At 64.7% G+C, this 23,765-nt stretch carries 20 protein-coding genes and 1 tRNA gene; 13 read left to right on the top strand and 8 right to left on the bottom strand.

From position 1 onward, the window contains the following. Positions 1–171 precede the first annotated feature (171 nt). From AC4D6D_RS01280 to cydX, 3 genes are read left to right on the top strand one after another with little or no spacing between them, the layout of a single operon-like run. Positions 172–1,755, top strand: a complete 1,584-nt coding sequence (locus AC4D6D_RS01280) for a cytochrome ubiquinol oxidase subunit I (RefSeq protein WP_491327265.1) — start codon at positions 172–174, stop codon at positions 1,753–1,755. Between the two features lie 13 nt (positions 1,756–1,768). Continuing rightward, on the top strand, positions 1,769–2,917 hold the full coding sequence (gene cydB, locus AC4D6D_RS01275) for a cytochrome d ubiquinol oxidase subunit II (protein ID WP_491326191.1): 1,149 nt from the start codon (positions 1,769–1,771) through the stop codon (positions 2,915–2,917). Between the two features lie 10 nt (positions 2,918–2,927). Beyond that, complete coding sequence (gene cydX, locus AC4D6D_RS01270; RefSeq protein ID WP_147220632.1) at positions 2,928–3,044, top strand: cytochrome bd-I oxidase subunit CydX; 117 nt, start codon at positions 2,928–2,930, stop codon at positions 3,042–3,044. A gap of 72 nt (positions 3,045–3,116) precedes the next feature. On the opposite strand, the gene AC4D6D_RS01265 is transcribed toward cydX, so the two are convergent. Continuing rightward, positions 3,117–4,568 carry an NAD-dependent succinate-semialdehyde dehydrogenase gene (locus tag AC4D6D_RS01265; protein ID WP_491326190.1) on the bottom strand — a complete coding sequence of 484 codons (1,452 nt, stop codon included), beginning with the start codon at positions 4,566–4,568 and terminating at the stop codon, positions 3,117–3,119. 230 nt (positions 4,569–4,798) lie between these two features. Between AC4D6D_RS01265 and AC4D6D_RS01260 the strand changes: the two genes are divergently transcribed. After that, positions 4,799–5,815 carry a DUF2889 domain-containing protein gene (locus tag AC4D6D_RS01260; RefSeq protein WP_491326189.1) on the top strand — a complete coding sequence of 339 codons (1,017 nt, stop codon included), beginning with the start codon at positions 4,799–4,801 and terminating at the stop codon, positions 5,813–5,815. A 70-nt stretch (positions 5,816–5,885) separates the two neighbouring features. On the opposite strand, the gene AC4D6D_RS01255 is transcribed toward AC4D6D_RS01260, so the two are convergent. From AC4D6D_RS01255 to AC4D6D_RS01240, 4 genes are read right to left on the bottom strand one after another with little or no spacing between them, the layout of a single operon-like run. Further along, entirely contained in the window at positions 5,886–6,338 is a 453-nt protein-coding gene (locus tag AC4D6D_RS01255; RefSeq protein ID WP_147220635.1) for a MaoC family dehydratase, read from the bottom strand. 2 nt (positions 6,339–6,340) lie between these two features. Beyond that, a complete protein-coding gene (locus AC4D6D_RS01250; protein ID WP_491326188.1) occupies positions 6,341–6,811 on the bottom strand; it encodes a GNAT family N-acetyltransferase in 471 nt (156 codons plus the stop codon). Next, positions 6,808–8,652 carry an acetyl/propionyl/methylcrotonyl-CoA carboxylase subunit alpha gene (locus tag AC4D6D_RS01245; RefSeq protein ID WP_491326187.1) on the bottom strand — a complete coding sequence of 615 codons (1,845 nt, stop codon included), beginning with the start codon at positions 8,650–8,652 and terminating at the stop codon, positions 6,808–6,810. The genes AC4D6D_RS01250 and AC4D6D_RS01245 overlap by 4 nt, the downstream gene beginning before the upstream one ends. Positions 8,653–8,674: 22 nt before the next feature. After that, positions 8,675–10,276 carry a carboxyl transferase domain-containing protein gene (locus tag AC4D6D_RS01240; protein ID WP_491326186.1) on the bottom strand — a complete coding sequence of 534 codons (1,602 nt, stop codon included), beginning with the start codon at positions 10,274–10,276 and terminating at the stop codon, positions 8,675–8,677. A gap of 125 nt (positions 10,277–10,401) precedes the next feature. On the opposite strand from AC4D6D_RS01240, the gene AC4D6D_RS01235 reads away from it, so the two are divergent. Continuing rightward, on the top strand, positions 10,402–11,253 hold the full coding sequence (locus tag AC4D6D_RS01235) for a LysR family transcriptional regulator (protein ID WP_491326185.1): 852 nt from the start codon (positions 10,402–10,404) through the stop codon (positions 11,251–11,253). A gap of 11 nt (positions 11,254–11,264) precedes the next feature. Here AC4D6D_RS01235 and AC4D6D_RS01230 read toward each other — a convergent pair whose 3' ends face one another. Then, complete coding sequence (locus AC4D6D_RS01230; protein WP_491326184.1) at positions 11,265–12,056, bottom strand: IclR family transcriptional regulator; 792 nt, start codon at positions 12,054–12,056, stop codon at positions 11,265–11,267. Between the two features lie 115 nt (positions 12,057–12,171). Between AC4D6D_RS01230 and AC4D6D_RS01225 the strand changes: the two genes are divergently transcribed. The 4 genes from AC4D6D_RS01225 (at position 12,172) to AC4D6D_RS01210 (ending at position 17,275) form a co-directional block, all read left to right on the top strand. Next, complete coding sequence (locus AC4D6D_RS01225) at positions 12,172–13,782, top strand: acetate--CoA ligase (protein ID WP_491326183.1); 1,611 nt, start codon at positions 12,172–12,174, stop codon at positions 13,780–13,782. A gap of 47 nt (positions 13,783–13,829) precedes the next feature. Then, on the top strand, positions 13,830–14,972 hold the full coding sequence (locus AC4D6D_RS01220; RefSeq protein WP_491326182.1) for an FAS1-like dehydratase domain-containing protein: 1,143 nt from the start codon (positions 13,830–13,832) through the stop codon (positions 14,970–14,972). Positions 14,973–15,102: 130 nt separating this feature from the next. Continuing rightward, entirely contained in the window at positions 15,103–16,305 is a 1,203-nt protein-coding gene (locus AC4D6D_RS01215) for a CaiB/BaiF CoA transferase family protein (protein WP_491326181.1), read from the top strand. Between the two features lie 49 nt (positions 16,306–16,354). Then, entirely contained in the window at positions 16,355–17,275 is a 921-nt protein-coding gene (locus tag AC4D6D_RS01210) for an SDR family NAD(P)-dependent oxidoreductase (protein ID WP_491326180.1), read from the top strand. 91 nt (positions 17,276–17,366) lie between these two features. Here AC4D6D_RS01210 and AC4D6D_RS01205 read toward each other — a convergent pair whose 3' ends face one another. Together AC4D6D_RS01205 and AC4D6D_RS01200 are read right to left on the bottom strand one after the other, a co-directional pair. Continuing rightward, positions 17,367–20,285 carry a TonB-dependent receptor domain-containing protein gene (locus tag AC4D6D_RS01205; RefSeq protein ID WP_491326179.1) on the bottom strand — a complete coding sequence of 973 codons (2,919 nt, stop codon included), beginning with the start codon at positions 20,283–20,285 and terminating at the stop codon, positions 17,367–17,369. Between the two features lie 298 nt (positions 20,286–20,583). Continuing rightward, a tRNA-Ser gene (locus AC4D6D_RS01200) sits at positions 20,584–20,650 on the bottom strand. Between the two features lie 41 nt (positions 20,651–20,691). On the opposite strand from AC4D6D_RS01200, the gene AC4D6D_RS01195 reads away from it, so the two are divergent. From AC4D6D_RS01195 to AC4D6D_RS01180, 4 genes are read left to right on the top strand one after another with little or no spacing between them, the layout of a single operon-like run. After that, entirely contained in the window at positions 20,692–21,777 is a 1,086-nt protein-coding gene (locus AC4D6D_RS01195) for a hypothetical protein (RefSeq protein ID WP_491326178.1), read from the top strand. Beyond that, positions 21,777–21,977, top strand: a complete 201-nt coding sequence (locus AC4D6D_RS01190) for a hypothetical protein (protein WP_491326177.1) — start codon at positions 21,777–21,779, stop codon at positions 21,975–21,977. The genes AC4D6D_RS01195 and AC4D6D_RS01190 overlap by 1 nt, the downstream gene beginning before the upstream one ends. After that, positions 21,974–22,306 (top strand): hypothetical protein, encoded by a 333-nt coding sequence (locus AC4D6D_RS01185; protein ID WP_491326176.1) that lies wholly within the window; start codon positions 21,974–21,976, stop codon positions 22,304–22,306. Before AC4D6D_RS01190 ends, AC4D6D_RS01185 begins: the two co-directional genes overlap by 4 nt. After that, entirely contained in the window at positions 22,303–22,947 is a 645-nt protein-coding gene (locus tag AC4D6D_RS01180; RefSeq protein WP_491326175.1) for a hypothetical protein, read from the top strand. The genes AC4D6D_RS01185 and AC4D6D_RS01180 overlap by 4 nt, the downstream gene beginning before the upstream one ends. Positions 22,948–23,765 lie beyond the last annotated feature (818 nt).

Raw genomic sequence — 23,765 nt, 5'->3', positions numbered from 1 at the left:
GCCGGGTATCAGGACGCGAGCAAATTTGACATAGATCAAATTAAGTAAACCATGTAAGTAAAGTTTGACAGCTTTCCGAACGAAGCCTAACGCAACCCTACGAAACCAACCAGCTTGGGGCAATCGCTTTCTTCCCGCCTCAAGCCGCTAAAAACAGCGGGATTCGACATGATCGACATGGCAGTGGTGGAACTATCACGGCTACAGTTCGCCTTGACGGCGCTGTACCATTTTCTCTTCGTTCCCCTGACATTGGGCCTTTCCTTCATTCTCGTAATTACGGAAAGTGTTTATGTCATAACCGACCGTCCCATCTGGCGGGACGTGACCCGGTTCTGGGGCAAGCTCTTCGGCATCAATTTCGTGCTCGGCGTGGCCACCGGTCTCACCATGGAGTTCGAGTTCGGTACCAACTGGGCCTATTACTCGCACTACGTGGGAGACATCTTCGGTGCTCCGCTGGCGATCGAGGGCCTTATGGCCTTCTTCCTCGAAGCCACGTTCGTCGGCCTGATGTTCTTCGGCTGGGACCGCCTTTCCAAGCGCGGCCACCTGCTGACGACGATCATGGTCGCGGTCGGCTCGAACCTGTCGGCGCTGTGGATTCTCATCGCCAACGGCTGGATGCAGCATCCTACGGGCGCAGTGTTCAATCCCGAGACGATGCGCATGGAAGTCTCGAACTTCAAGGACGTGCTCTTCAACCCGGTGGCCCAGGCCAAGTTCGTCCACACCGTCAGCGCGGGCTATGTCTGCGCCAGCGTCTTCGTGCTGGGCGTTTCCTGCTACTACCTGCTGCGCGGCCGCCACATGGAACTGGCCAAGCGCAGCTTCACCGTGGCGGCGGCTTTCGGTCTTGCCTCCTCGCTCTCGGTCGTCGTGCTGGGGGACGAGAGCGGCTATGCCCTCACCGACAACCAGCAGATGAAGCTGGCGGCGATGGAAGGCATGTGGGAAACCGAGCAGGCCCCCGCCGGGCTGACGCTCTTCGGCATTCCCTCCAACTCCGCGCATGAGACCGCCTACGAGATCAAGGTTCCCTATGTGCTGGGACTGATCGCGACGCGCAGCCTCTCAGGCGAAGTGGCCGGTATCGTGCCGCTGGTGGAACGGGCCGACTACCGCATCCGTCAGGGCGTGATCGCTTATGACGCGGTGGAAAAGCTCAAGGTCAACCGCAACGATCTGGTCGCGCGCGAGGCCTGGGAACGTCACAAGAGCGATCTCGGCTATGCCCTGCTGCTCAAGCGCTTCGTCGCCGACCCGCGCACGGCCGACGACGCGACGATCGCCAAGGCCGCCTGGAGCACCGTGCCCAACGTACCGGCGCTGTTCTTCATGTTCCGCATCATGGCGGGGCTGGGCTTCTTCTTCATCCTGTTCTTCGCGACCGCTTTCGCCTTCTCGGTACGCCGCCGGTTCGACCGCAAGTGGTTCCTGCGCACCGCCGTTCTGGCCATGCCGCTGCCGTGGCTGGCGATCGAGATCGGCTGGCTCGTCGCCGAACTGGGCCGCCAGCCCTGGGCGGTGGACGGGGTACTGCCGACCTTCCTCGGGGCATCGAGCCTGACGACGACCCAGATCTGGGCGACGATCTTTGGCTTCACCGCGCTCTACGGCGTGATGGCGGTGATCGAGGTGAAGCTGATGCTCTCGACCATCCGCCACGGACCCGAGGTCTACGAAGGCAGCGACGGCGAACCCATGCCAGAGCGCGCGCCCGCCACGACCTTCACCGCCATCCCGGCCGAGTAAGACGGAGGCCACAATGTCCATACCCTTCGACTACGAAACGATGCGGCTGATCTGGTGGACGCTGATGGGCGTGCTGCTCATCGGCTTCGCCCTGACCGACGGTTTCGACCTCGGCTCGGCCTCGCTCCTGCCCTTCGTCGGGCGCACCGATGCCGAGCGCCGCATGGTCATCAACGCCATCGGACCGACCTGGGAAGGCAACCAGGTCTGGTTCATCCTCGGCGGCGGCGCGATCTTCGCGGCCTGGCCTTACGTCTATGCCGTGAGCTTCTCGGGCTTCTATCTCGCGATGTTCCTGGTGCTCTCGGCCTTCATCCTGCGCCCCGTGGGCTTCAAGTATCGTTCCAAGCGGCCCGATCCGGCCTGGCGCTCGCGTTGGGACTGGGCGCTCTTCATCGGCGGCTTCGTACCGGCGCTGGTCTTCGGCGTGGCGGTCGGCAATGTCCTCCAGGGCGTGCCCTTCCGGCTCGATAGCGACATGCGCAGCTTCTACGAAGGCACGCTGCTCGGCCTGTTCAGCCCCTTCGCCCTGCTCGGCGGTCTCGTCTCGGTGGCGATGCTGGTGCTGCACGGCGCGGGCTGGCTGACCCTCAAGCTGGAGGACGGCCCGGTGCGCGACCGCGCCCAGCGCTACGGCCAGGTCGCCGCGCTGGTCGCTTTCGTGCTCTACGCATTGGGCGGCGTCTGGTTGGCGATGGGCGATATCGGCTACCGGGTGATCGGCGTCGCGGAGGCGGCAGGGCCGTCCAACCCGCGCATGACCGAGACCGCCCATGCGGCCGGAGCATGGCTCGCCAACTACGGCGCGCATCCCTGGATGATCCTGGCCCCGCTGCTCGGCCTTGCCGGACCGCTGATGGCGCTCATCGGCATTCGCGGACGCAAGGACGCGTTGGTCTTCGCAGGGTCGTCGATGGCGAATCTCGGCATCATCGCTTCGGTCGGCCTGTCGATGTTCCCCTTCATCCTGCCCAGTTCGATCGACGCGCGCTCCAGCCTGCTCGTGTGGAACGCCTCGTCCAGCCATACGACGCTGTTCATCATGCTGCTGGTGACGGTGATCCTGCTGCCGATCGTGCTGGTCTATACGGCCTGGGCCTACAAGGTGATGTTCGGCCGGATCACGACGCGCGACGTCAACCTCAATCCCGATTTCTACTGAGGAAACGACAATGTGGTATTTCACATGGATACTCGGCGTCGGCCTGGCCGTCGGCTTCGGCATCATCAACGGCGTGTGGGTGGAGTTCCACACCGATCCGGCGGATGAAAAGACCGTCCTCGACTGACCGGACGGTTGACGTATGAAAAAGGGGCAGGTGGCCGATGGCCTCCTGCCCCTTTGCGTATCACTACGGTCGTCAGGCCGGCTTGATGCCCATGCAGAGGTACTTCACCTCCATGTAGTCATCGAGGCCGTAGTGCGATCCCTCGCGGCCGAGGCCGGACTGCTTCACCCCGCCGAACGGCGCCACTTCGGTGGAGATCAGCCCGGTGTTGATGCCGACCATGCCCGCCTCCAGCGCCTCGGCCACGCGCCAGACGCGGCTGAGGTCCGATGCGTAGAAGTAGCTGGCCAGTCCGAATTCGGTGTCGTTGGCCATGCGGATGGCATCGGCTTCGTCGGTGAAGCGGATCACGCCCGCCAGCGGCCCGAAAGTCTCCTCGCGCGCCAGTTTCATGTCCGGCTTCACGCCTGAAACCACGGTGGGGTTGAAGAACGAACCGCCGCGCGCGTTGCGCTGGCCGCCCGCCAGCACTTTCGCGCCGCCCGCAAGCGCATCTTCCAGATGCTCCTCCACTTTCTCGACCGCCTTTTCGTCGATCAGCGGGCCGACTTCGGTGCCTTCGTCCAGGCCGTAGCCGACTTTCATGGCCGAGACGCGCTTCGCCAGCTTCTCCACGAATTCGTCGTAAACGCCGTCCTGCACGTAGAAGCGGTTGGTGCACACGCAGGTCTGGCCGCCGTTGCGGAACTTGGAGATCATCGCGCCGTCGATCGCGGCATCGACATCGGCATCGTCGAAGACGAGGAAGGGGGCATTGCCGCCCAGTTCCATCGAGGTCTTCTTGATCGTCCCGGCACATTCGCGCAGCAGGTCGCGGCCGATCTCGGTGGAGCCGGTGAAAGTCAGCTTGGCGACCTTGGGACTGGCCGTCAGCGCGGAGCCGATCTGCCCGGCGCTGCCGGTCACGACATTGACGACGCCCGCCGGAATCCCCGCCAGTTCGCAGAGATGCGCGATGGCGAGCGCCGAATAGGGCGTGGCCGAAGCGGGCTTGATGACGATCGTGCAGCCCGCTGCCAGCGCCGGTCCCAGCTTGCGGGTGATCATCGCATTGGGGAAGTTCCAGGGCGTGATCGCGGCGACGACGCCGACGCCCTGCTTGATGACGACGATGCGGCGGTCGGCGGCATGGCCGGGGATGGTGTCGCCATAGGCGCGCTTGGCCTCTTCGGCGAACCATTCGATGAAGCTGGCGCCATAGGCGATCTCGCCGCGCCCTTCGGCCAGCGGCTTGCCCTGTTCGCGGGTGAGCAGTTCGCCGAGATCGTCCTGATGCGCGATCATCAGGTCGAACAGCCTGCGCATCAGTTTCGAGCGTTCGCCCGCCGTCCTGGCGCGCCAGGCGGGCAGCGCGCGCTCGGCGGCAGCGATAGCGCGATGGGTTTCGTCTGCGCCCATCTTCGGCACCGTGCCCAGCACCGCGCCGCTGCCGGGATCGGTCACTTCGAACGTGGCTCCGCTGTCGGCATCGCACCACTGGCCGTCGATGTAGCACTGCTGCCGGAGGAAATCGGTGAAAGCCATCGTCTTGCGGATCCTCGCTGGTTTTGCGCGCGCCCCATTCCTGAGGCCGCAGGCTGCCGTGGAGATATGCAGCCCCGGATAGCGAGGCAACCGCCGACCGATCGAGAGGTTCCAGCCAGCGCCTGCGCGATTGGTGAACGCGGGAAGGCATTTTCCGCCAGCGGCCTCTAGGCAAGCGGCGGACGAAAATGTCACGCTGACCGGCGATAACAGAAGGGCAGGATGCCGCCATGACCGTTCATTACCCGCCGCCTCCGCGCCGGACGGCCAATCCGGCGCCGCCTCGCCCCGTCAATTCGCTGCGCCGCACCTCCAGCATCGACGTCGCCTGGCCCGACGGGGTGGATGGCCAGCGTCTGTTCGTCGGCCGTGCGCGCGACTATCTGACCGGGCCGGACAGTCGTGGTCGCACGCTGGCCACGGGCGAATTCTCGCTGCGGATGAGCGAGGACAAGACGATCACCGAAATCGCCGCGAAGCCTGCCCCGGCAAACCTCGATCAGCTTGTCGGTGTCCGCGCAGGTGGGCACTTGCGCATGAGCTTGCGCGAGATCATGCCCGAACTGATTACGAAGGCCGATCCGCTCTATCTCGTGCTCGACGACCTTTCCGGGACCGCGCTCGTATCCTCCTTCGCATGGGGCCAGTGGTTTTCAGAGCGGATGGAAATGCTGAATAAACGGCTGGGCGGCGGCCATGAGGACAATCCGGTGCTGGCCCAGCGCGCCAACGTCTGTTGGGGGCTTCAGGAGGGCAACAGCGGCGTCACCGGCGGCATGGCGCTGGAAAACGTGGCCGATGCGGATGCAGGGCACTTGCGCAATCCCGCCGATCCCGAAGGCTGGCACCCGTTCCTCGAACACAAAGGCCCCGGCTTTCGCCGCGTCCGCCGCATCGATGTGACGCGTGACGGCGGCCTGATTCGCATTGCCTCGGCCTTTCAGGACAGCGCGAAGCTGCGCGAAGGCGGCCGCGTCGCCATCCACGAGTACGACCTTGGCGCGACCGTCGATGCAGAGACGCTGGAAGTGCTGAGCCTCGCTCCCGAGGCGCGCATCCTGCCGTTCCGCGAATGCTCCGGCGCCGTCCATAATGTTGCGCGGCTGGTCGGCCGGAACTTGCGCGGGGTGCGGGAGGATGTGCTGGAAATGCTGCGCGGGCCGGAAGGCTGCACGCATCTCAACGATGCCTTGCGCGCGCTGGCCGATGTGCCCCGATTGGTGGAGGTGCTGCGGGAGGCGGTTTGAAGAAGGGAAACAGGAATTCTGGGGGATGATCCCCCAGACCCGCGGAATGTGGGCGTTGCGCTAAGCGCGATCAGGCGCCCTTCTTCTTTAGCAATACGCTGCGCAGGCAGGAGAGCGCCACTTCGCCGCGCTGGTTGGTCAGTTCGTGGCGGAACACCACGATGCCCTGCGAGGGCCGCGACTTGCTCTCGCGCATTTCGACGACTTCGCTCGTGCAGGTGAGCGTATCGCCGATGAAGGTCGGTTTCGGCGTCACCACTTTGTCGAAGCCGAGGTTGGCGACGAGCGTGCCCACCGTCGTATCCGCGATCGACAGGCCCACGGCGAGGCTGAAAGTGAAAGTGGAGTTGACCAGGATCTGCCCGAACTCGCTGTTCTTCGCGAATTCCGCGTCGAGGTGTAGCGGCTGCATGTTGTGGGTCATGGCCGAGAACATCAGGTTGTCGGTCTCGGTGACGGTGCGGCTCGGCTGGTGGGTGATCCGGTCGCCCACCGTCCATTCGTCGAAGAAACGGCCCGGCATTGTCAGTCCCCCTGGTCGAGCATGAGCTTGAAACCGGCGTGGCTCTTGCTCCAGCCCAGCCGTTCGTAAAAGCGGTGCGCATCGGTGCGCGCATTGTTAGACGTCAGCTGGACCAGCTTGCAACCCCGCTCGCGGCAGCGCTCGACGGCCCATTCGATCATCCGCGAGCCGAGGCCCTGACCGCGTACCGAACTGTCGATCCGCACCGCTTCGATCTGGCCGCGCCAGGCCCCGCGCATCAGCAGGCCGGGGATGAAGGTAAGCTGCATCGTGCCGACGATCCGCCCTTCGAACTCCGCGACCATGAGCAACTGATCCGGCGAAGCGTCGATCGCGCGAAAGGCTTCGAGATAGGCCGGATCGAGCGGCAGGTCGGCATCGTCGGCATCGCCGATCTGGTCCTGCGCCAGCATGACGACGATGGCGGGAAGATCGTCCTCCCGCGCGCGGCGCATGACCAGTTCGTCGCTCATGCCGCAGTTTCATCGATTCGGGCCAGCAGCGCCTCGACCTGGACTTGCGCCCCGGCCACGGCTTCGAGTTCGGCCACCACGCCGTCGAACGGGGCGGTGAGGGTGTGTTCCATCTTCATGGCTTCGAGCGTTAGCAGCTTCTGCCCTTTCGTCACCGTCTGTCCCTTGGTGACGTCCACGGCGATCACTTTCCCCGGCATCGGCGCCAGGATCGCGCCCGAGGCATCCGCCCCGCCATGCACGCCGTCGCGGCGCCATGGGGTGAGCAACCAGGCTTGTCCCTGCTCGGTGACGAGCACGGCTTCGTCGGGTTCCTCGCTGCCTTCCCCCGTCAGCGCGATCTCCACTTTCTCGCCGTCGAGCGAGAACCACGCCGACCGCGCCGGTGCCGCATTGAGGCGGAAACCGGCAAGCGGCGTGACAGGCACGAGGGAATTGGCAGCGGCTTCCAGCACTTCGTCCGAGGGCACCGGCGCCTCGGCCATCGCCTCGCCGTCGCGGCCGATCAGGCCGGCATCGACCTTCCCCGCCGCGAAGTCGGGATGCTGCAAGGCTTTGACGAGAAACGAGGCATTGGTGCGCACCGGCCAGACGGCGCTGTCTTCCAGCATCTCGCCCAGTCGTTCGCGCGCTTCCTCGCGGTCCTCGCCCCAGGCGATCACTTTGGCGATCATCGGGTCGTAGAACGGCGAGACTTCGGCGCCTTCGTAGACCCCGGTGTCGATGCGACCTCCTTCCGCCTCGCCGAACGCCAGCAGTTCCAGCTTGCCGATGCTGGGGAGGAAGCCCTTGGCGGGGTCCTCGGCATAGAGGCGGGCTTCCATGGCCCAGCCGTCGATAGTGAGGTCTTCCTGGGACTTCGGCAGCTTCCCGCCGCTCGCCACCACAAGCTGCCATTCGACGAGATCGACGCCGGTGATCTCCTCTGTCACCGGATGCTCGACCTGAAGGCGCGTGTTCATTTCCATGAACCAGATCCGGTCGGCAGAGAGCTTGCCGGAGCCGTCGGCGATGAATTCGATGGTGCCCGCGCCGACATAGTCGACTGCCTTGGCGGCACGCACCGCCGCCGCGCAAAGCGCCTCGCGCGTCGCCGCATCCATGCCGGGCGCGGGGGCTTCCTCGATCACCTTCTGGTGGCGGCGCTGGAGCGAGCAATCGCGCTCGAACAGGTGCACGACATTGCCGTGGCTATCACCGAAAACCTGCACTTCGATATGGCGCGGGCTGGCGATGTACTTTTCGATCAGCACATGATCGTTGCCGAACGAGGAGGCCGCCTCGCGCTTGCACGAAACGAGCGCATCGACGAAGGCCTCGGGCGCCTCGACCAGCCGCATGCCTTTGCCGCCGCCGCCCGCAACGGCCTTGATGAGTACCGGATAGCCGATCTTCGCAGCTTCTTCGGCCAGGAAAGCGGGTTCCTGATTGGCGCCCATGTAGCCCGGCGTCACCGGAACCCCGGCCTCCGCCATCAGCGTCTTGGCCGCGTCCTTGAGGCCCATCGCGGTGATCGACGACGGGTTCGGGCCGACCCAGACCAGCCCGGCGTCCATCACCGCCTGCGCGAACTCGGCATTTTCCGACAGGAAGCCGTAGCCGGGGTGGATCGCCTCGGCGCCGGTCTGCCTTGCGGCGGCGATGATCTTCTCACCGACGAGGTAGCTCTCGCGCACCGCCGAGGGGCCGATATGCACGGCCTCGTCCGCCTCGCGTACATGCAGTGCATCGGCGTCCGCGTCGGAATAGACCGCGACGGTACGAATGCCCATCTGGCGGGCAGTGCGGATGACGCGGCAGGCGATTTCGCCGCGATTGGCGATCAGAAGCGATTGGATCATGTCTTGTCTCCCGTTCCGCCGCTCACATCCGGAACACCCCGAAGCGGGGTGCCTCCGGAATTGGCGCTTCGAGGCACGCCGCAAGCGCCAGGCCAAGGACGTCGCGGGTCTGCGCCGGGTCGATCACGCCATCGTCCCACAGGCGCGCGGTGGCGTAGTAGGGGTTGCCCTCATCCTCGTACTTCTGGCGGATCGGCGCCTTGAACGCCTCTGCTTCCTCGGGCGACCACTTGGCGGCGTCGCGGTGGACGGTCGCCAGCACCGAGGCGGCCTGCTCGCCGCCCATCACCGAGATGCGGGCATTGGGCCAGGTGAACAGGAAGCGCGGATCGTAGGCACGCCCGCACATGCCATAATTGCCGGCGCCGAACGAGCCGCCGATCAGCACGGTGATCTTCGGCACCGTGGCGGTGGCGACCGCGGTGACGAGCTTGGCTCCGTGCTTGGCGATGCCCTCGGCCTCGTACTTGCCGCCGACCATGAAGCCCGAGATGTTCTGGAGGAACAGTAGCGGAATGCGGCGCTGGCAGGCCAGTTCGATGAAGTGCGCGCCTTTCTGGGCGGACTCCGAGAACAGCACGCCGTTGTTGGCGAGGATCGCCACCGGCTGCCCGTGGATATGCGCGAAACCGCAGACCAGCGTACTGCCGTAGAGCGCCTTGAACTCGTGGAACTCGCTGCCGTCGACGACGCGGGCGATCACTTCGTGCACGTCGTAAGGCGCACGCACGTCCTCGGGCACGATCGCGTAGAGTTCCTCGGGATCGTACTTGGGCGGACGCGGGGTCCGCAGCGGCTGGTCGTGGTGATGCAGCGGGCCGAGATGGCTGACGATATCGCGCACGATGGTCAGCGCATGTTCGTCATTGTCGGCCAGATGGTCGGTCACGCCCGACTTGCGGCTGTGGAGGTCGCCACCGCCCAGATCCTCGGCCGAAATCACTTCGCCTGTCGCCGCCTGCACCAGCGGCGGACCGGCGAGGAAGATCGTGCCCTGTTCCTTCACGATCACCGATTCGTCGCTCATCGCCGGAACATAGGCGCCGCCGGCGGTGCAGCTTCCCATCACGCAGGCGACTTGCGGAATGCCTTTCGATGACATCTGCGCCTGGTTGAAGAAGATGCGGCCGAAGTGATCGCGGTCCGGAAACACCTCGGCCTGATGTGGCAGGTTGGCGCCGCCGCTGTCGACGAGGTAGATGCACGGCAGGTTGTTTTCCTGGGCGATCTCCTGCGCGCGGACGTGCTTCTTCACGGTGATCGGGTAATAGGTGCCGCCTTTCACGGTGGCATCGTTGCAGACGATCATGCACTGGCGGCCGGAGACGGTGCCGATGGCGGTAATCAGGCCCGCGCCGGGAATGTCGTCCTCGTAGAGGCCCTCGGCGGCAAGCTGGCCCAGTTCCAGCAGGGGCGAGCCGGGATCGAGCAGCCGCTCCACGCGTTCGCGCGGCAGGAGCTTGCCCCGCGCGACATGGCGTTCGCGCGATTTTGCGTTCCCGCCGAGCGCCGCCGTGGCGACCTTGGCGTGCAGCTGCGCGACCAGCGCACGGTTGTGCCGGTCCCGCGCCTGCGCTTCGGGGCTGTCGAGATTCAGGCTGGTCTGGAGCACCGGTGCGCTCATGCTTGTTTCTCCGGTCCGGCCGTTTCGGCCTCTTCCCAAGTTCGAACGATTTGTCTCGCCACTGTAGACAAGCGCAAGCCTCAGCGGAAATTGAAAGTTTCCGCCCTTCGTAATAGATATTGTCTATGATCGACCAATATCTGCTGCGCTATTTCCTGGCCGTGGCCGAAACCGGCAATTTCAGCCGCGCGGCGCGTAGCGTGGCCGTCACGCAGCCGACGCTTTCGGCGGGAATCGCCAAGCTGGAACGCGAACTGGGCGCGCGCCTGTTCGACAGGGATCGCCAGCGCGTTGCCCTGACCCCGGCGGGCAGCCGCTTCCTTGTCCGCGCCCGCCGCATCGCCGCCGAATACGAACACGCTCTGGTCGAACTGGCCGAACCCGCAGAGCCCAGCCTGCTGCGCGTCGGTGTCCTGAATACTATCCCCACCCACCTGATCAGCCGAGCCTTGGCAGAGCATCGCGAGCGTTCGGGCGAGACGCTGGAACTGCTCGACGGCAGCGAGCGTGATCTGGCTGAGCGGCTGGAACGCGGAAGGATCGACGTGGCGCTTACCGTCGTAAGGCCGCATCACGCCCGCTATCAGCCCGAAGTGCTGTCCCGCGAGCGCTACATGATGGTACTGCCGCCCGGCCATCCGCTGGCCGGTGAACGCGAGGTGCTTGCGGAGCAACTCGCGCAGGACCGCATGGCCCTTCGCCGCCATTGCGAGGCTTTGCCCGAGATCAACCGCTTCTTCACCCAGCGCGGCGTACGCCCCCGCTTCGTGCTCAAGACCACCAGCGACGAGCGCGTCCTCTCGGTAATTCGGAGCGGCGCCGGGGTTGGCATGATGCCGGAAGGCTTCGCGGACGGCTCGGTACGCTTCGTTGCGGTGCGCGATTTCGAACTCACGCGGGAAGTCGGATTGCTCCATGCCGGGGGCGTGCCGGCGAGCCAGTTCCTGGAGATCCTGCGGGGCTGCTATCGCGGCTGAGGGGCTGCGCCTTAACCGGCCAGCTGCTCGCTGAGCGACCGGGCCGCCGCTGCCAGCGCCTCTTTCAGGCGCGGCAATTCACTGCGCAGTGCGCCGCCGATGCCGATGGCGACCAGGGCATGGCTCGGCACACGCCCCGCCTCGCGTCCGCTTTTCCATACCGGCGCGGCGACGACGGTGACGCCGGAGATATAGTGCCCGGCATCTACCGCCACCTCTGTCGCGCGGGCCTCCGCGACTTGCGCGCACCAATCGTTCCAGGACGGGGCCTCGTCCCAGCGCAGCGTGTCGAAACGCGGCTTCAGGTCTGCCAGGTCGTATCCGCCGAAAGCCGCGATGCAGCGTCCGGTGGCGGAAACCAGCGCCGGGAAGCGGCTGCCGACTTGCGTCGAGAGCTGGAAGTTCTGCCCGGACTGCGACATCGCCGTGACGATGATGTGGTCCAGCCCGAAGATCTGGACCCCCAGCGTCGTCAGCCCGAATTCGCGGGCGATGCGGTCGAGAACAGGCTGCGCGAGGTCGTTGAACTGGTCCCGTTGCAGCCAGGCGCGGGCCAGAGTGAGCACGCCCGCGTCGAGCGCGTAGCGCTTGGTATCCTCATCGAAGGCCACGAGATCCTCGGTAACCAGCGCCCGCAAGACGTAGAGGCAGGTGCTGGGCACGAGGTTCAGTTCGCGGGCGATGGCTTGCACCCCCATCGGCGCACCGCGCTTTCCCAGCAGGCGCAACACCGCTGCCGCCCGGGCGATGGCGGGGGCCTTGCTGGCGCGCACGGCGTCTTCGAGAGAGTCTGATCCGATCATTCAATATATAGAATAATATTCAATATTTACAAAACAAGCCTGCTTCATCACCTTTGTTGAACACAAGGACAAATGGCCGGCCGCTGGGTCGCGTCGGGGTGGAGTGGGATGACCGATGGTTAGGCTGACCGAACTGACAAGCTATGCCGACGCGCAGGCCCAAGCCTCGTCGGCCGCGCTATGGGCGCTGTTCGACGGCGACCGCGAGGTGCTCAACATCGCGCACGAATGCATCACCCGTCATGCCGACGGGTCGGGCCGGGCGGCGGTGCGGATCGCCCATGCAGATGGTCGCGATGAAATCCTCAGCTTCGATCTGATCTCCACCGGGGCCGCGCGATTCGCCCACTGGCTCGATGCCGAGGGCGTGCAGCCGGGCGAACGCATCGCTTTCATGCTCGAACCCTCGCTGCCGTTCTACGTCTGCCTGTTCGGCGCGATGCAGACCGGGGCGATTTCGGTGCCGCTGTTCACACTGTTCGGGCCGGACGCGCTGAAGCTGCGCATCGACGACTGCAAGCCCTCGATTCTCGTCACCAATGCCGAGAAGGCGGACCTTGCGCGCGGGGCGGTGACGGCGGAAAACGGGCTGCGGGTGATCGTCGCTGACCAGGGCCTGCTGGACGAGATCGCGAAGTTCCCGGCGGCTTACGAGCCTAAGACGAAGGCGAGCGACCTTGCCGTGTTCCAGTACACCAGCGGCACCACGCGCGAACTGCCCGAAGCGGTGAAGCACACGCACAAGGCACTGGTCACGCTGATGTTCGCGGCGCTTTATGGGACCGGGATTCGGCCCAAGACCGCAAACGGGGAAGGCGACGAGTTCTTCTGCCCGTCCTCGCCCGCATGGGGCCATGGCCTGTGGCACGGAACGCTGGCGCCGCTGGGCCTTGGCGTCACCACTGGAACATTCGCAGGACGTTTCGATCCGGTGCGGCTGATGAAGGCGCTGGACGACTATGGCATTACCAACATGTCGGCGGCGGCGACGCACTACCGGATGATGAAGAACAGCGGCGCGGCGGGGGACTACAAGTTCCACTTCCGCAAGCTGTCCTACACCGGAGAACCGATCGATCCGGCAACGCTGGAATTCATCGACGGAGCTTTCAAGGTTCCGGTCTGCTCGATGTACGGCACCACCGAGATCGGCGTGGTGCTGGTGAACTACCCCGGTGCGGCGGACTTCACGGTGAAGCCCGGCTCGCTGGGCAAGGCGGTTCCCGGGCAGAAGCTGGAAGTGCAGCGTGGCGATGGCACCCCCACCGCTCCGGGCGAAATCGGCGAGCTGATGCTCTGGCGCGCCAAAAATGGTCAGGGCGGCGGGTGGATGACCACCAAGGACCGCGCGAAGATCGATGACGAAGGCTATTTCTACCACTGCGGCCGCGCCGACGACGTGATCATCTCAGCCGGCTGGACGATGTCCGCCGTCGAGATCGAGAACACCATGCTGCGGCATGAGAATGTCCTCGAATGCGGCGTGATCGGTGTGCCGGACGAACAGCGCGGGCAAGTGGTGAAGGCTTTCGTCGTCGCCAACCGCGCGGGCGACGATGCCTTCGTCAAGGCGCTTCAGGACTTCACCCGCGAACGGCTGGCCCAGCACGAATTCCCGCGCGTGGTCGAGTTCGTGGACGAGCTTCCCAAGAACCCGGCGGGCAAGGTCCACCGCAAGATGCTGCGCGACCGGGAGGCGGCGAAGGCTGCTGAAGCGGTCGGCTGAAAACCGATCTCGAGAATTTAGGCCAAAGAATCCAGGAGAGTACCGAAATGGCAACCACAGCAGAGCCTACCACCAAGTTCCCCAAGATCACCGAGGCCGGCCTCGACGATCTGCGCGCCCGTATCGGCGTGAAGATCGAGAACACCGTCGAGCCATGGAACTATGAAGCCACCCGCGACGCGATCCGCCACTATGCTCACGGCATCGGTGACAACAATCCGCTGTGGTGCGATCCGGAATATGCCGCAAAGACCAAGTACGGCTCGATTGTCGCGCTGCCTTCGTTCCTGTTCACCACCAGCCGCATCGTCTCCGGCTATTGCGGCGGCCTTTCGGGCGTGCACGCCATGTGGGCGGGCGCCGACTGGAACTGGCACAAGCCGGTACTGCGGGGCGACACCATCACCACGGTCGCTTACCTGAAGGATCTGGTCGAGCATCAGACCAAGTTCGCCGGGCGCTCGTTCCAGCAGATCTACCACGTCGACTTCTACAACCAGAACGGCGAGCAGGTTGCCGGCGCGGATTCGTGGGTGTTCCGCACCGACCGTGACGAGGCGCGTGAGCGTGGCACCAAGTACACCGAGGCACGCGGCCGCGTGGAGCCGTTCACGCAGGAACAGCTCGACGAATTCTACGACATCTACGACCAGGAAGAGATCCGCGGCGCTACCCCGCGTTACTTCGAGGACGTGAACGTCGGCGACAAGCTGCCGCCGATGATGAAGGGCCCGATGACCGTCACCGGCTTCATCTGTTATGCGCAGGGCTGGGGCGGCCTCTACATCCGCGCCAACAAGCTGGCTTACAAGATGCAGAAGGCGCATCCGGGTCTGGGTATCCGCAACCGCTTCAACGTGCCGGACTGCCCTGAGCGCGTGCACTGGGACGAGGCCTTCGCTCTCGAAGTGGGCGCTCCGGGTGCTTACGACTACGGTCCGGAGCGCTGCTCGTGGCTGACGCACCACATGACCGACTGGATTGGCGACGACGGCTTCCTCACCAGGTCCGACTGCCAGATCCGCCGCCACAACCCGGATGGTGATGCCATCATCATCACCGGCGAAGTGACGCGCAAGTTCGAGGAAGGCGGCAAGAAGTTCGTCGAAGTGGCGCAGAAGGCCACCACCCATCGCGGCGAACTCTCGGCCTTCGGCACCGCCGTTGCGGAACTGCCCAGCCGGAGCTGACGATCGGGCGGCAGGGGAACGTCGGCGCATCGCCGCCGCGTTCCCTGTCCGCGCAGCTTGTGCGCCGTTGCAGCATGGCGCAGCATCGGGGGCTGTCTTGCGGGATCGGCCCGCAGCAAGAGAGAACGAGATGACCACCGATTGGCCCGGCCCGCTGGCGGGGGTGCGCGTTATCGATTTTACCCGTGTACTGGCGGGGCCTGCCGCCAGCCTCGCGCTGGCCGACATGGGCGCGGAAGTGTTCAAGATCGAACCGCCCGGCACCGGGGACGAAACCCGTACTTTCCCGCCGACCCGCGATGGCGAGAGCCACTATTACCTCGCGGTCAATCGCGGCAAGAAATCCATCGTCGTCGATCTCAAGAGCGAGGAAGGCTTGGCGCTGGTGCGTGATCTGGCGGCCCGGTGTGACGTGCTGGTGGAGAACTACCGCCCCGGCGTGATGGACCGGCTCGGCCTTGGCTACGAAATCATGAGGGCGATCAATCCGCGCCTGATCTACTGCTCGATCTCCGGCTATGGCCAGACCGGCCCGCTGCGCGACCGGCCCAGTTTCGACATCGTGCTTCAGGCCATGTCCGGCGCGCTCTCGATGAACGGCGAGCCGGACGGGCTGCCGACCAAGCTGGGCATTCCGCTGGGCGATCTGGTCGGCGGGATTAACGGTCCCATCGGCATCCTTTCAGCCCTTTACGAGCGTGAGCGGACCGGCGAAGGCAGGCATATCGACGTCAGCCTGATGGACGGGCTGATCGGGATGCTGGGCTACATCGCGCAATTGGCTTTTTTCAACGGCATCGATCCCAGCCGGGTGGGATCGCAGCATCCCAACCTCGTGCCCTACGGCATCTTTCCGGCGCGCCAGGGTTCGATCGTCATCGCTTGCCTGACGCCGGGCTTCTGGAGCCGCATCTGCCGTTCCATCGATCGACCGGAACTGACCGAAGATCCGCGCTACGACACGCTGGAAAAGCGCCGCGATGCACGGGCCGAGGTCAACGCCATCGTGACCGCCTTTACCGAGCGGCACAGCGTGGACGAACTGGTGGCGATCTTCACCGCGCACGAAGTGCCGCACGCGCCGATCCTGGGCGTGTCCGAAGCGCTGGCGCAGCCGCAGGCAGTGGAACGCGAAATGGTGGTGGAAACGCAGCACAAGACGCTGGGGCCGATCCCCATCCTCAATCGCCCGATCCGGTTTACCGATGCGCAGCAGCCCGTGCCGACGGCGCCGCCGGTGCTGGGCGAGCACACCGATGCCATTCTGGAGCAGGTGCTCGATCTTTCGCCGGAGCGAATTGCGCAGCTGCGTCATGCCGGAGTGGTTGCCTGACCCCGTGCACCGGGCAAGGCTGGCGTAAAGAACTCGAGAGGATTCCCTGATGGCTGACCTGCGCTTCGATAACCGTGTTGCCGTCATCACCGGCGGCGGGCGGGGGCTTGGGCGCGCGCATGCGCTCTTGCTGGCGAGCCGGGGCTGCAAGATCGTCGTCAACGATCCCGGCGTCTCGATGAAGGGCGATGCCACCGACGAAGGCCCGGCCGAGGCGCTTGCCGCCGAAATCCGCGCGGCGGGCGGAGAGGCGGTGGCCAACACCGATAGCGTCGCCACGCCGGAAGGCGGCAAGGCGATCATCCGGTCGGCGCTCGATGCCTTCGGGCGGATCGATATCCTGATCCACTCGGCCGGAAATGTGCGGCGCGGCAGCTTGTCCGAACTCGCCTACGAGGATTTCACTGCTGTCCTCGATGTCCATCTGAAGGGCGCCTATCACGTGGTGCGGCAGGCGTTTCCGCACATGATGGCGCAGGGCTTCGGGCGCATCGTGCTGACCAGCTCGATCAACGGGCTCTACGGCAAGTCGGACAATGTGACGTATGCGATGTGCAAGGCCGGTTTCATGGGCCTGTCCAACACCGCCGCGATCGAGGGGCAGCACGCGAACGTGAAGTCCAACCTGATCGTGCCCGCGGCCGTCACCCGCATGTCCGACGGGATCGATACCAGCCAGTTCCCGCCGATGGAGCCCGAACAGGTGGCCCCGATGGTCGGCTATCTCTGCCACGAAAGCTGCGAGGTTTCGGGGGAGATGTTCGTCGCCATGGGCGGTCGTCTGGCGCGGGCCAGGGTGGTGGAGAACGAAGGCGCGTTCCAGCCGGACTGGTCGCTGGAGCAAGTGGCCGAGCGGATCGACACGATCCGTAACGGCGGCGGGACGCTGGCCTTTCCGCCGGTTCCCGACGGCCAGCTCGAACACCTGCTCTACGGTTTCGGCATGATCCGCAACGCGACCGTGGCCTGAAGGGAAAAAGCCCGCTCGGTCTTGCGACCGAACGGGCTCTCTTGAACTGCGACCTCCAGGGTGGGTGAGAGAGGCCGCTGTTCCTCCTGGATCAGAAGTTGGCGGTGAAGCCGACGAAGATCGTGCGGCCCAGCGCATCGTAGACGCCCGGATAGGTGTTGCCGTTGCCGAAGTTCTGCAACAGGCCCGAGTCGAGGACCGGCGGGTCCTTGTCGAACATGTTGTTCACGCCCGCGCGCAGGGTGAAGCGCTTGTCGATCGCCTGGGTCAGCGACAGATCGAAGTAGTTGTAGGCGCTGATCTTGCGGTTCACGACCGTCCGGTCCGCCGAGAGCAGCGGGTTGTCGGTGAGGCTCGACAGCTTGGTGCCGCCGATGTGGCGCCAGGACAGCGAGACGGTGGTGTCGGTGGGCGCCATCCACGAGAGACGCGCGACATGGCGCCATTCGGGGGTCGGCTGGCCGCAGGTGTAGCCGTAGAGGCCCTTGCAGTCATACGAACCGCCGTTCGGAACCGGCTGCGAGACCTGTTCGATCAGATAGGTGCCCACCAGGCCCAGGTTCAGGCTGCCGAGGTTGCCGATGTCGAAGGTGTAGTCCGCGTTCACGTCGAGACCGGAGGTCTTGAGGTAGCCCGTGTTCATCGTCGTGGAGATGATGTAGCCCGAGTTCTGGCCGAAGACCTGGCCCGAGCGCGGATCGCGAACGAACAGACCGCAGAAGTACGGATCACCCGTGGTGGCGCACTGGCCCATGATCAGCGACGGCGCGATCGAGCCGATGTAATCCTTCACCTTGATGTTGTAGTAGTCGACCGACAGCGAGAAGCGGCGCAGCGCCTTCGGGGTGATGACGACGCCCAGGGTGTAGGTGTCGGCAGTCTCGGGCTTGAGCGCGATATTGCCGCCGCCAAGACCGGAGCACTGGTCGGACGGGCAATCGGGGATGCTGCCGTACATGGCCTGCGTCACGCCGGTGGCCTGGCAGATTTCGAACGAGGCGCTCGGATCGCTGCCGGCGCAGGGATCGGTGCCGTTGACGTTGCCGACCGACTGCGAGGCGAAGAGTTCGGCCACGTTGGGTGCGCGGATGGCGCGGTTGTAGCTGGCGCGGACGCGCAAGTCGTCGACCGGGGCCCACGACAGTTCGCCCTTGTAGGTCCACACGTTGTAGCCCGACTTGATGCCGGTCGAGTTCTGCTTGTTGTCGTAGGACGAGTAGCGCAGGCCGCCGTTGATGGTCAGCGAGCGGAAGAACGGCTTGTCCTCGATCAGCGGGATTTCGATTTCGCCGAAGGCCTCGGTCACGGCGATGATGCCGTCCGACGGCAGGGTGCCGTTCTGCTGCGCGACTTCGTCGGCGGTGAACTTCAGCGTTTCGCGGCGGCGCTCGACGCCCAGCGCGATGCCGACGCCCTTGTCGGCCCAGGGCAGGGTCACGCCCATCTCGCCGAGGTCGCCGCTGAGCGAGCCGGAGAACACGCTGAGCGAGTTGCGCGAGGCGGTGTTGCTTTCGCCGAAGATGTAGGCGGCCTGCTCCGCCGTCACGCCGCCGGGGGTGAAGACGTTGATCGGAATGCAGTTGGGATCGGTGCCGTCGATGACCGAACGGCAGGTCGGCACGCCGTTGACGTTGACGGCATTGAGCGCGAGGCCCGCCTTAGCTTGGTTCACGTCGTTCAGGTAGGTTTCCTTGAACTTGACCAGCGAATACATGTAGTTGACGTCGTAGCTGAAGCCGCTGCCGATGTCGCCGCGCAGGCCCGCCGAGTAGCGGTAGTCGTTGAAGCGCAGGTTGTCGCGGCGCGGCTGGCCGATCACGCGGTAGCCGACGTTGGTCGGCGCCGTGGTGTCGGTGCCCGCTGCCGAACCGCAGATGGCCGTAAGCTGGCTGGCATTGGCGTAAGGGTTGTTGCACGAGACCGGGAAGGCCGTGCCGAACCAGACTGCCGAAGGCGCGACCTGCGAGAAGGTCTGGTCCTTCATGTACATGACGCTGCCGTAGAGTTCGGCCGCCTTGCTGAATTCGAAGTGCGCGAAACCACCCGCCGTGTAACGCTCGTCGGAACGCTGGAAGTAGTTGTCGGGCGCGGTATTGTAGGCATACGAAGGATCGTAAGGTACGAGCGTACCGCTGCCGTTGTTGATGAGCGTCTTGCCCTTGTAGGGGCTGAGATCCGAGAGCGGGATGAACGACCCATAGGGCGTGTTGCTCGAACCGCCGCAGAACAGCTGGTCGAAGTTGCCCGAGCCGACAACGGATTCGCGATCCTGCAGGGCGCAGGCGGAAACGTCACGGCTCGACTGGCGGACCGGGCTGAACTTGCGATAGCCGCCGTATACGGTGATGTTGCCGCGGCCGTCGGCAAAGTTCTTGCCGGCCGCGATGGTGACGTCCTGCTTGCCACCGTCGACGACCGAGGACGGCGCCGTGTCGTAGCCCGAGGCGCGCTGCAGGGCACGCAGCGAGCCGTTGTTGTTATTGTGCTGCGCGAAGCCGGTCTGGGCGTCGATGCGAACGCCGTCGAGGTCCTTCTTGAGCACGAAGTTCACCACGCCTGAGAGCGCATCCGAACCGTAGACCGCCGAGGCGCCGCCCGACATCACGTCGACGCGTTCGACCAGGGCGCTGGGGATGAACGAAAGGTTGATCGCCTGCGAGGGCATCATGCGCTGGCCGTCGATCAGCGTGAGGACGCGGTTCGAACCAAGGTTGCGCAAGTTGATCTTGGACGTGCCGTCCGAACCGTTCGAGACGTTCTCGTTGGCGTCGGCGGTGAACTGCGGGAGTCGGTTCAGCACCTGCTCGACGGTCGTCGCGCCCTGGTACTTGAACTCATCGGAACCGACGACGGTCTGCGGACTGTTGCTTTCAAGGTCGGCGCGCTTGATGCGGGTGCCGGTGACGACGATGTCGCCTGCGCCGCCGTCGGCTTCCTGAGCCTGTGCCGTACCCGCGACAATCGCGACAAGCGCGGCTGCGCAATAAAGTTTCTTACGATGACCCCTCATGGGCGTAACTCCCTTTTGATTACGCCGATCTTGCGTCACATTTCCTTCATTGTCAAATATCGTATACGAAATATCGTATCGAGATGAAATTATTGTAAACCACGCGAAACCGCGGATTTGCGCCTGTTCAGGCGGTTCGGTACGGCGCTTTTAGGTGAAGGGTGATGCAATGGTGTCACGCCGCAGCAAGGGCAGGCCGAATCGCTGTGGGGCCGGTCCGCGAAGAGCGGACCAGCGATGCGCGCGCGATCTGCTCCGGCAAATGCGGAGCGTAACGGAACCGATGCTGTCTGGGAAATGGTGGGCGGTGAGGGGCTCGAACCCCCGACCCTCTCGGTGTAAACGAGAGGAAACGCCGTAAACCCTCGACTTTCCGTTCTTTACACCTAGAACGGAGCGTGAATCAATGTCGAACAAACTGGCACAGCGTGTCCATTCCGTGTCCACCCCGTCAGCCGGTGAGGACTTCCTCCAGCAGCTCCGCAGGGTGAACGGGGAGCGCTGGAAGGCGTGGGCGCAGTCCGACGAACCGGACCCGCTTTATATGTCGAACGAGTTCGGCGGGGAAGCGGGCGAGGTGCAGAACGTCGTCAAGAAGCTCGTCCGCGAATCACGCGGCTGGAAGGGTAGCCGGGCCAGCGTTGCTCAGCTCGGCGACGAGATCGCCGACTGCATCATCTGCCTCGACAGCCTGGCGCGCGCCTACGGTCTTCACCTGTCGGAAATCATTTCCGCCAAGTTCAACGCCACGAGCGAGGCGAATGGTTTCGAGCACCGGCTGGGCGCCGCGCAGGCTCCCAGCCACAAGTGCGGCATGTGCGACGACACCGGGTACAAGGACTATCCCGGCTTTGCCATGGACCCCTGCGACCACCAGCCCGCCCCGGTCGCCGATACTGAGAAGCTGTTGCCTGCGAACCCGGCCGCGCTGGAAAGCTCGATCGCGTCGGTGGACGCGTTCATGGAAAGCGATGACGGTCACATGCTGACACCTGAGCATGGCGAATCGATCATGCTGTGCATGCATGAACTGAAGAGGCTGCGTTCGCTCCCCACCCCAGCCGGGGATGAGCCGGTGGCAATGACGGCGGAGGAGCACCGCCTCGAAGACCTTAAGCAGATGGCCGCCTATGTTGGCCCCATCGTCTCCTTCGAGGTTCGCGAGCCATACTACCTCGCCTCCTGCGATCATTGCGGCTGGGTCGGCTCCTCCGAGCTTTGCGGAACCGACTCATTTGGCGACGACAGCGACGTGTACTGCCCGCGCTGCGGCACCTCTGGCGCAGACTTCGGGAAGGTGGCCGGGCACATCCCATCCGCTCAAGGCAATCCAGAGAGCTTGCACGATAAGGCCCGCAGCGACGCCGAGGCGATCCTCGCGCGCCTGCGCGCTGGCGGGTACCGCGCGAGCATCGCCAACGTCGAAAGGCTGGCGAAGCACGTCCTCAAGCTCACTGCCCCGGTTGTGGCCCCAGCCGAGGAGGCAGAGTGATGCGAGATTTCGATAAGCGCTGGCGCGAAATGGAGCGCCGTGGAGAACGCATCCGCCGTGTCGCTGCCGCCGTCATGCTTCTGACCTGGTTCGGGTTCGGGGCCTGCATCGTGGGCGGGGTGTACTTGGCGCTCCACCCGGAAACCATCGGGAATTATGCGGGTCGCATCGTCAGTGGTTTCGAGGAGGCCAGCCGATGAAGCTGCTCGTCAATGGCGCGGTTCTACTCTCCAAGCGCGAGTTCGGAGACCTCCTCGAATATTCCGCCACACTGCCGACCGGCACGACGCCGGGGAAGGCATGGAAGGCTCGGCGGCCATGGCATGCGCCCAAGGGCAAGGCAGAGTGGTGGAGGGGCGTTTACGGGACCCCGTACCCTGAAGGCCACCAGCATCACGGGCAGATCCCGATCGGCTGGCGCCGCATCGTCGTCGAGGGGCAAGTGCACCACTTCCCCGCTGACGTCACGGTTCCGCCTCCTCCGATGCGCGGCCTCCTTGCAACCAGTTGCACGGGAGCGGAGGCGTGAGCGGGTCGGCAGCAGAGCGCGAGATCCGCGACTACGCCGCCGCTCGCCTCCGGCAGATGATGCCCGAGGCGCGGATCATCCACGAGCTGGTGGTGGGCGGGTGCCGCGCCGACCTGGCCGCCGTCCAGCCGGACCGGCTCACCCTGATCGAGATCAAGTCCCGCAAGGACACGCTGAAGCGGCTGGAGGAGCAGGTGCGGCAGTTCGGCCGCGCCGCGCACAAGGTCATCGTCGTTGCGGACGAGAAGTGGTTCGACACCACACCCTATAGCAACGGCAACCCTCGTTTCGTGCCTTCCGATGCGTTGCAGCAGGCGGGCGCCAACGTTGCGATCTGGGCATATCCGGAGAGCGCGGCGAGGCCGAACTATAGCGCCTGGTCGATCCCTCGCTGGTGGAGCACCCATGCCGAGCCCCATGCGGCCCGGCTGCTGGAGATCTGCTGGCGGGAGGAGCTGCTTGCTGAGTGCAGGCGGCACCGCATCGCCGCGACCGGCCGCACGAACATGCCGACCATGATCCGTGACATGTCCTTGCTGATGACGGGGCGGGAGATCGCGCAGGCGGTGTGCCGCCAGCTCCGCATGCGCTCGTTCCCTGAGGCTGACGCGCCCATCTTCGAGGAAAGGAGCGCGGCATGACCGGCTATGTGTCCCCCATCCCTGCAGCTCTCCAGCCGAACTACCGGCGCCGGGTCGATGGTGACGCCGTCAGGGAGCGGCTTCACCTATGGTCTCGACATGAAGGCGGTATAGATCCCTGCAACCCGATATGCTGCCGGGAATGCGAGCGAGAGCGGACTTGGAAAAAGGGGCAGACTCGCGGGCTATGATCCAGCCGCACACGGAAGGATAACCGGGTCTATTGACGCGACTGACACCGGATGATGGCCGTTCGAGCGCCCGTAAGCGCTAGATGTGCTTTTCTAAGCTGTGGGAAGTTTGGTCCAACCCGCTCCATAATGAGCAGAATCAGGTTATGACTAAGCCTCGTCCGACAAGAGCCTGCAAGCTCAAAATCGGACGAGGCTTAGTTAGCTAATACGAAGCTGGTGTGCCCCGAGGTCGCTATTTCCAAGTCCGCGTATGATTCAGGCGCGTGCTGCGGGTCAAGGGGAGCATCGGCAGATTCTGCAAAGGATATGTTGATATGAGCAAAAGCAGCAAAGACACTTCCCCGAAGGTATCATCCCTCGCGTCCGGTGTACTATCCGGAAGGGTAAAGCCAACACCTGCCCAGGTGAAGACGCTCGCAGCGTCGGCCCTATCGCAGGATCCCGTTAAGGGAAACGGTCCAAAGCGTAAGTAAAGCGAGAGGGGCCTCGGCTGGGGCCCCTCTTCTCGATGCACTGGTCCACTGGCGAGAGCGGGCGCGAGGAGGGATTTATGAGCAAGTATTGGCCCAGCGGTCGTAGACGAGGCTGGAGTGACGCAGGAGGCAGCTTGCAGCCGCCAGCTTT

Source organism: Novosphingobium sp. BF6 (genome assembly GCF_058273105.1).
The sequence above is the reverse complement of the archived record's forward strand: the minus strand, read 5'-3'. Positions and strand labels throughout refer to the sequence as shown.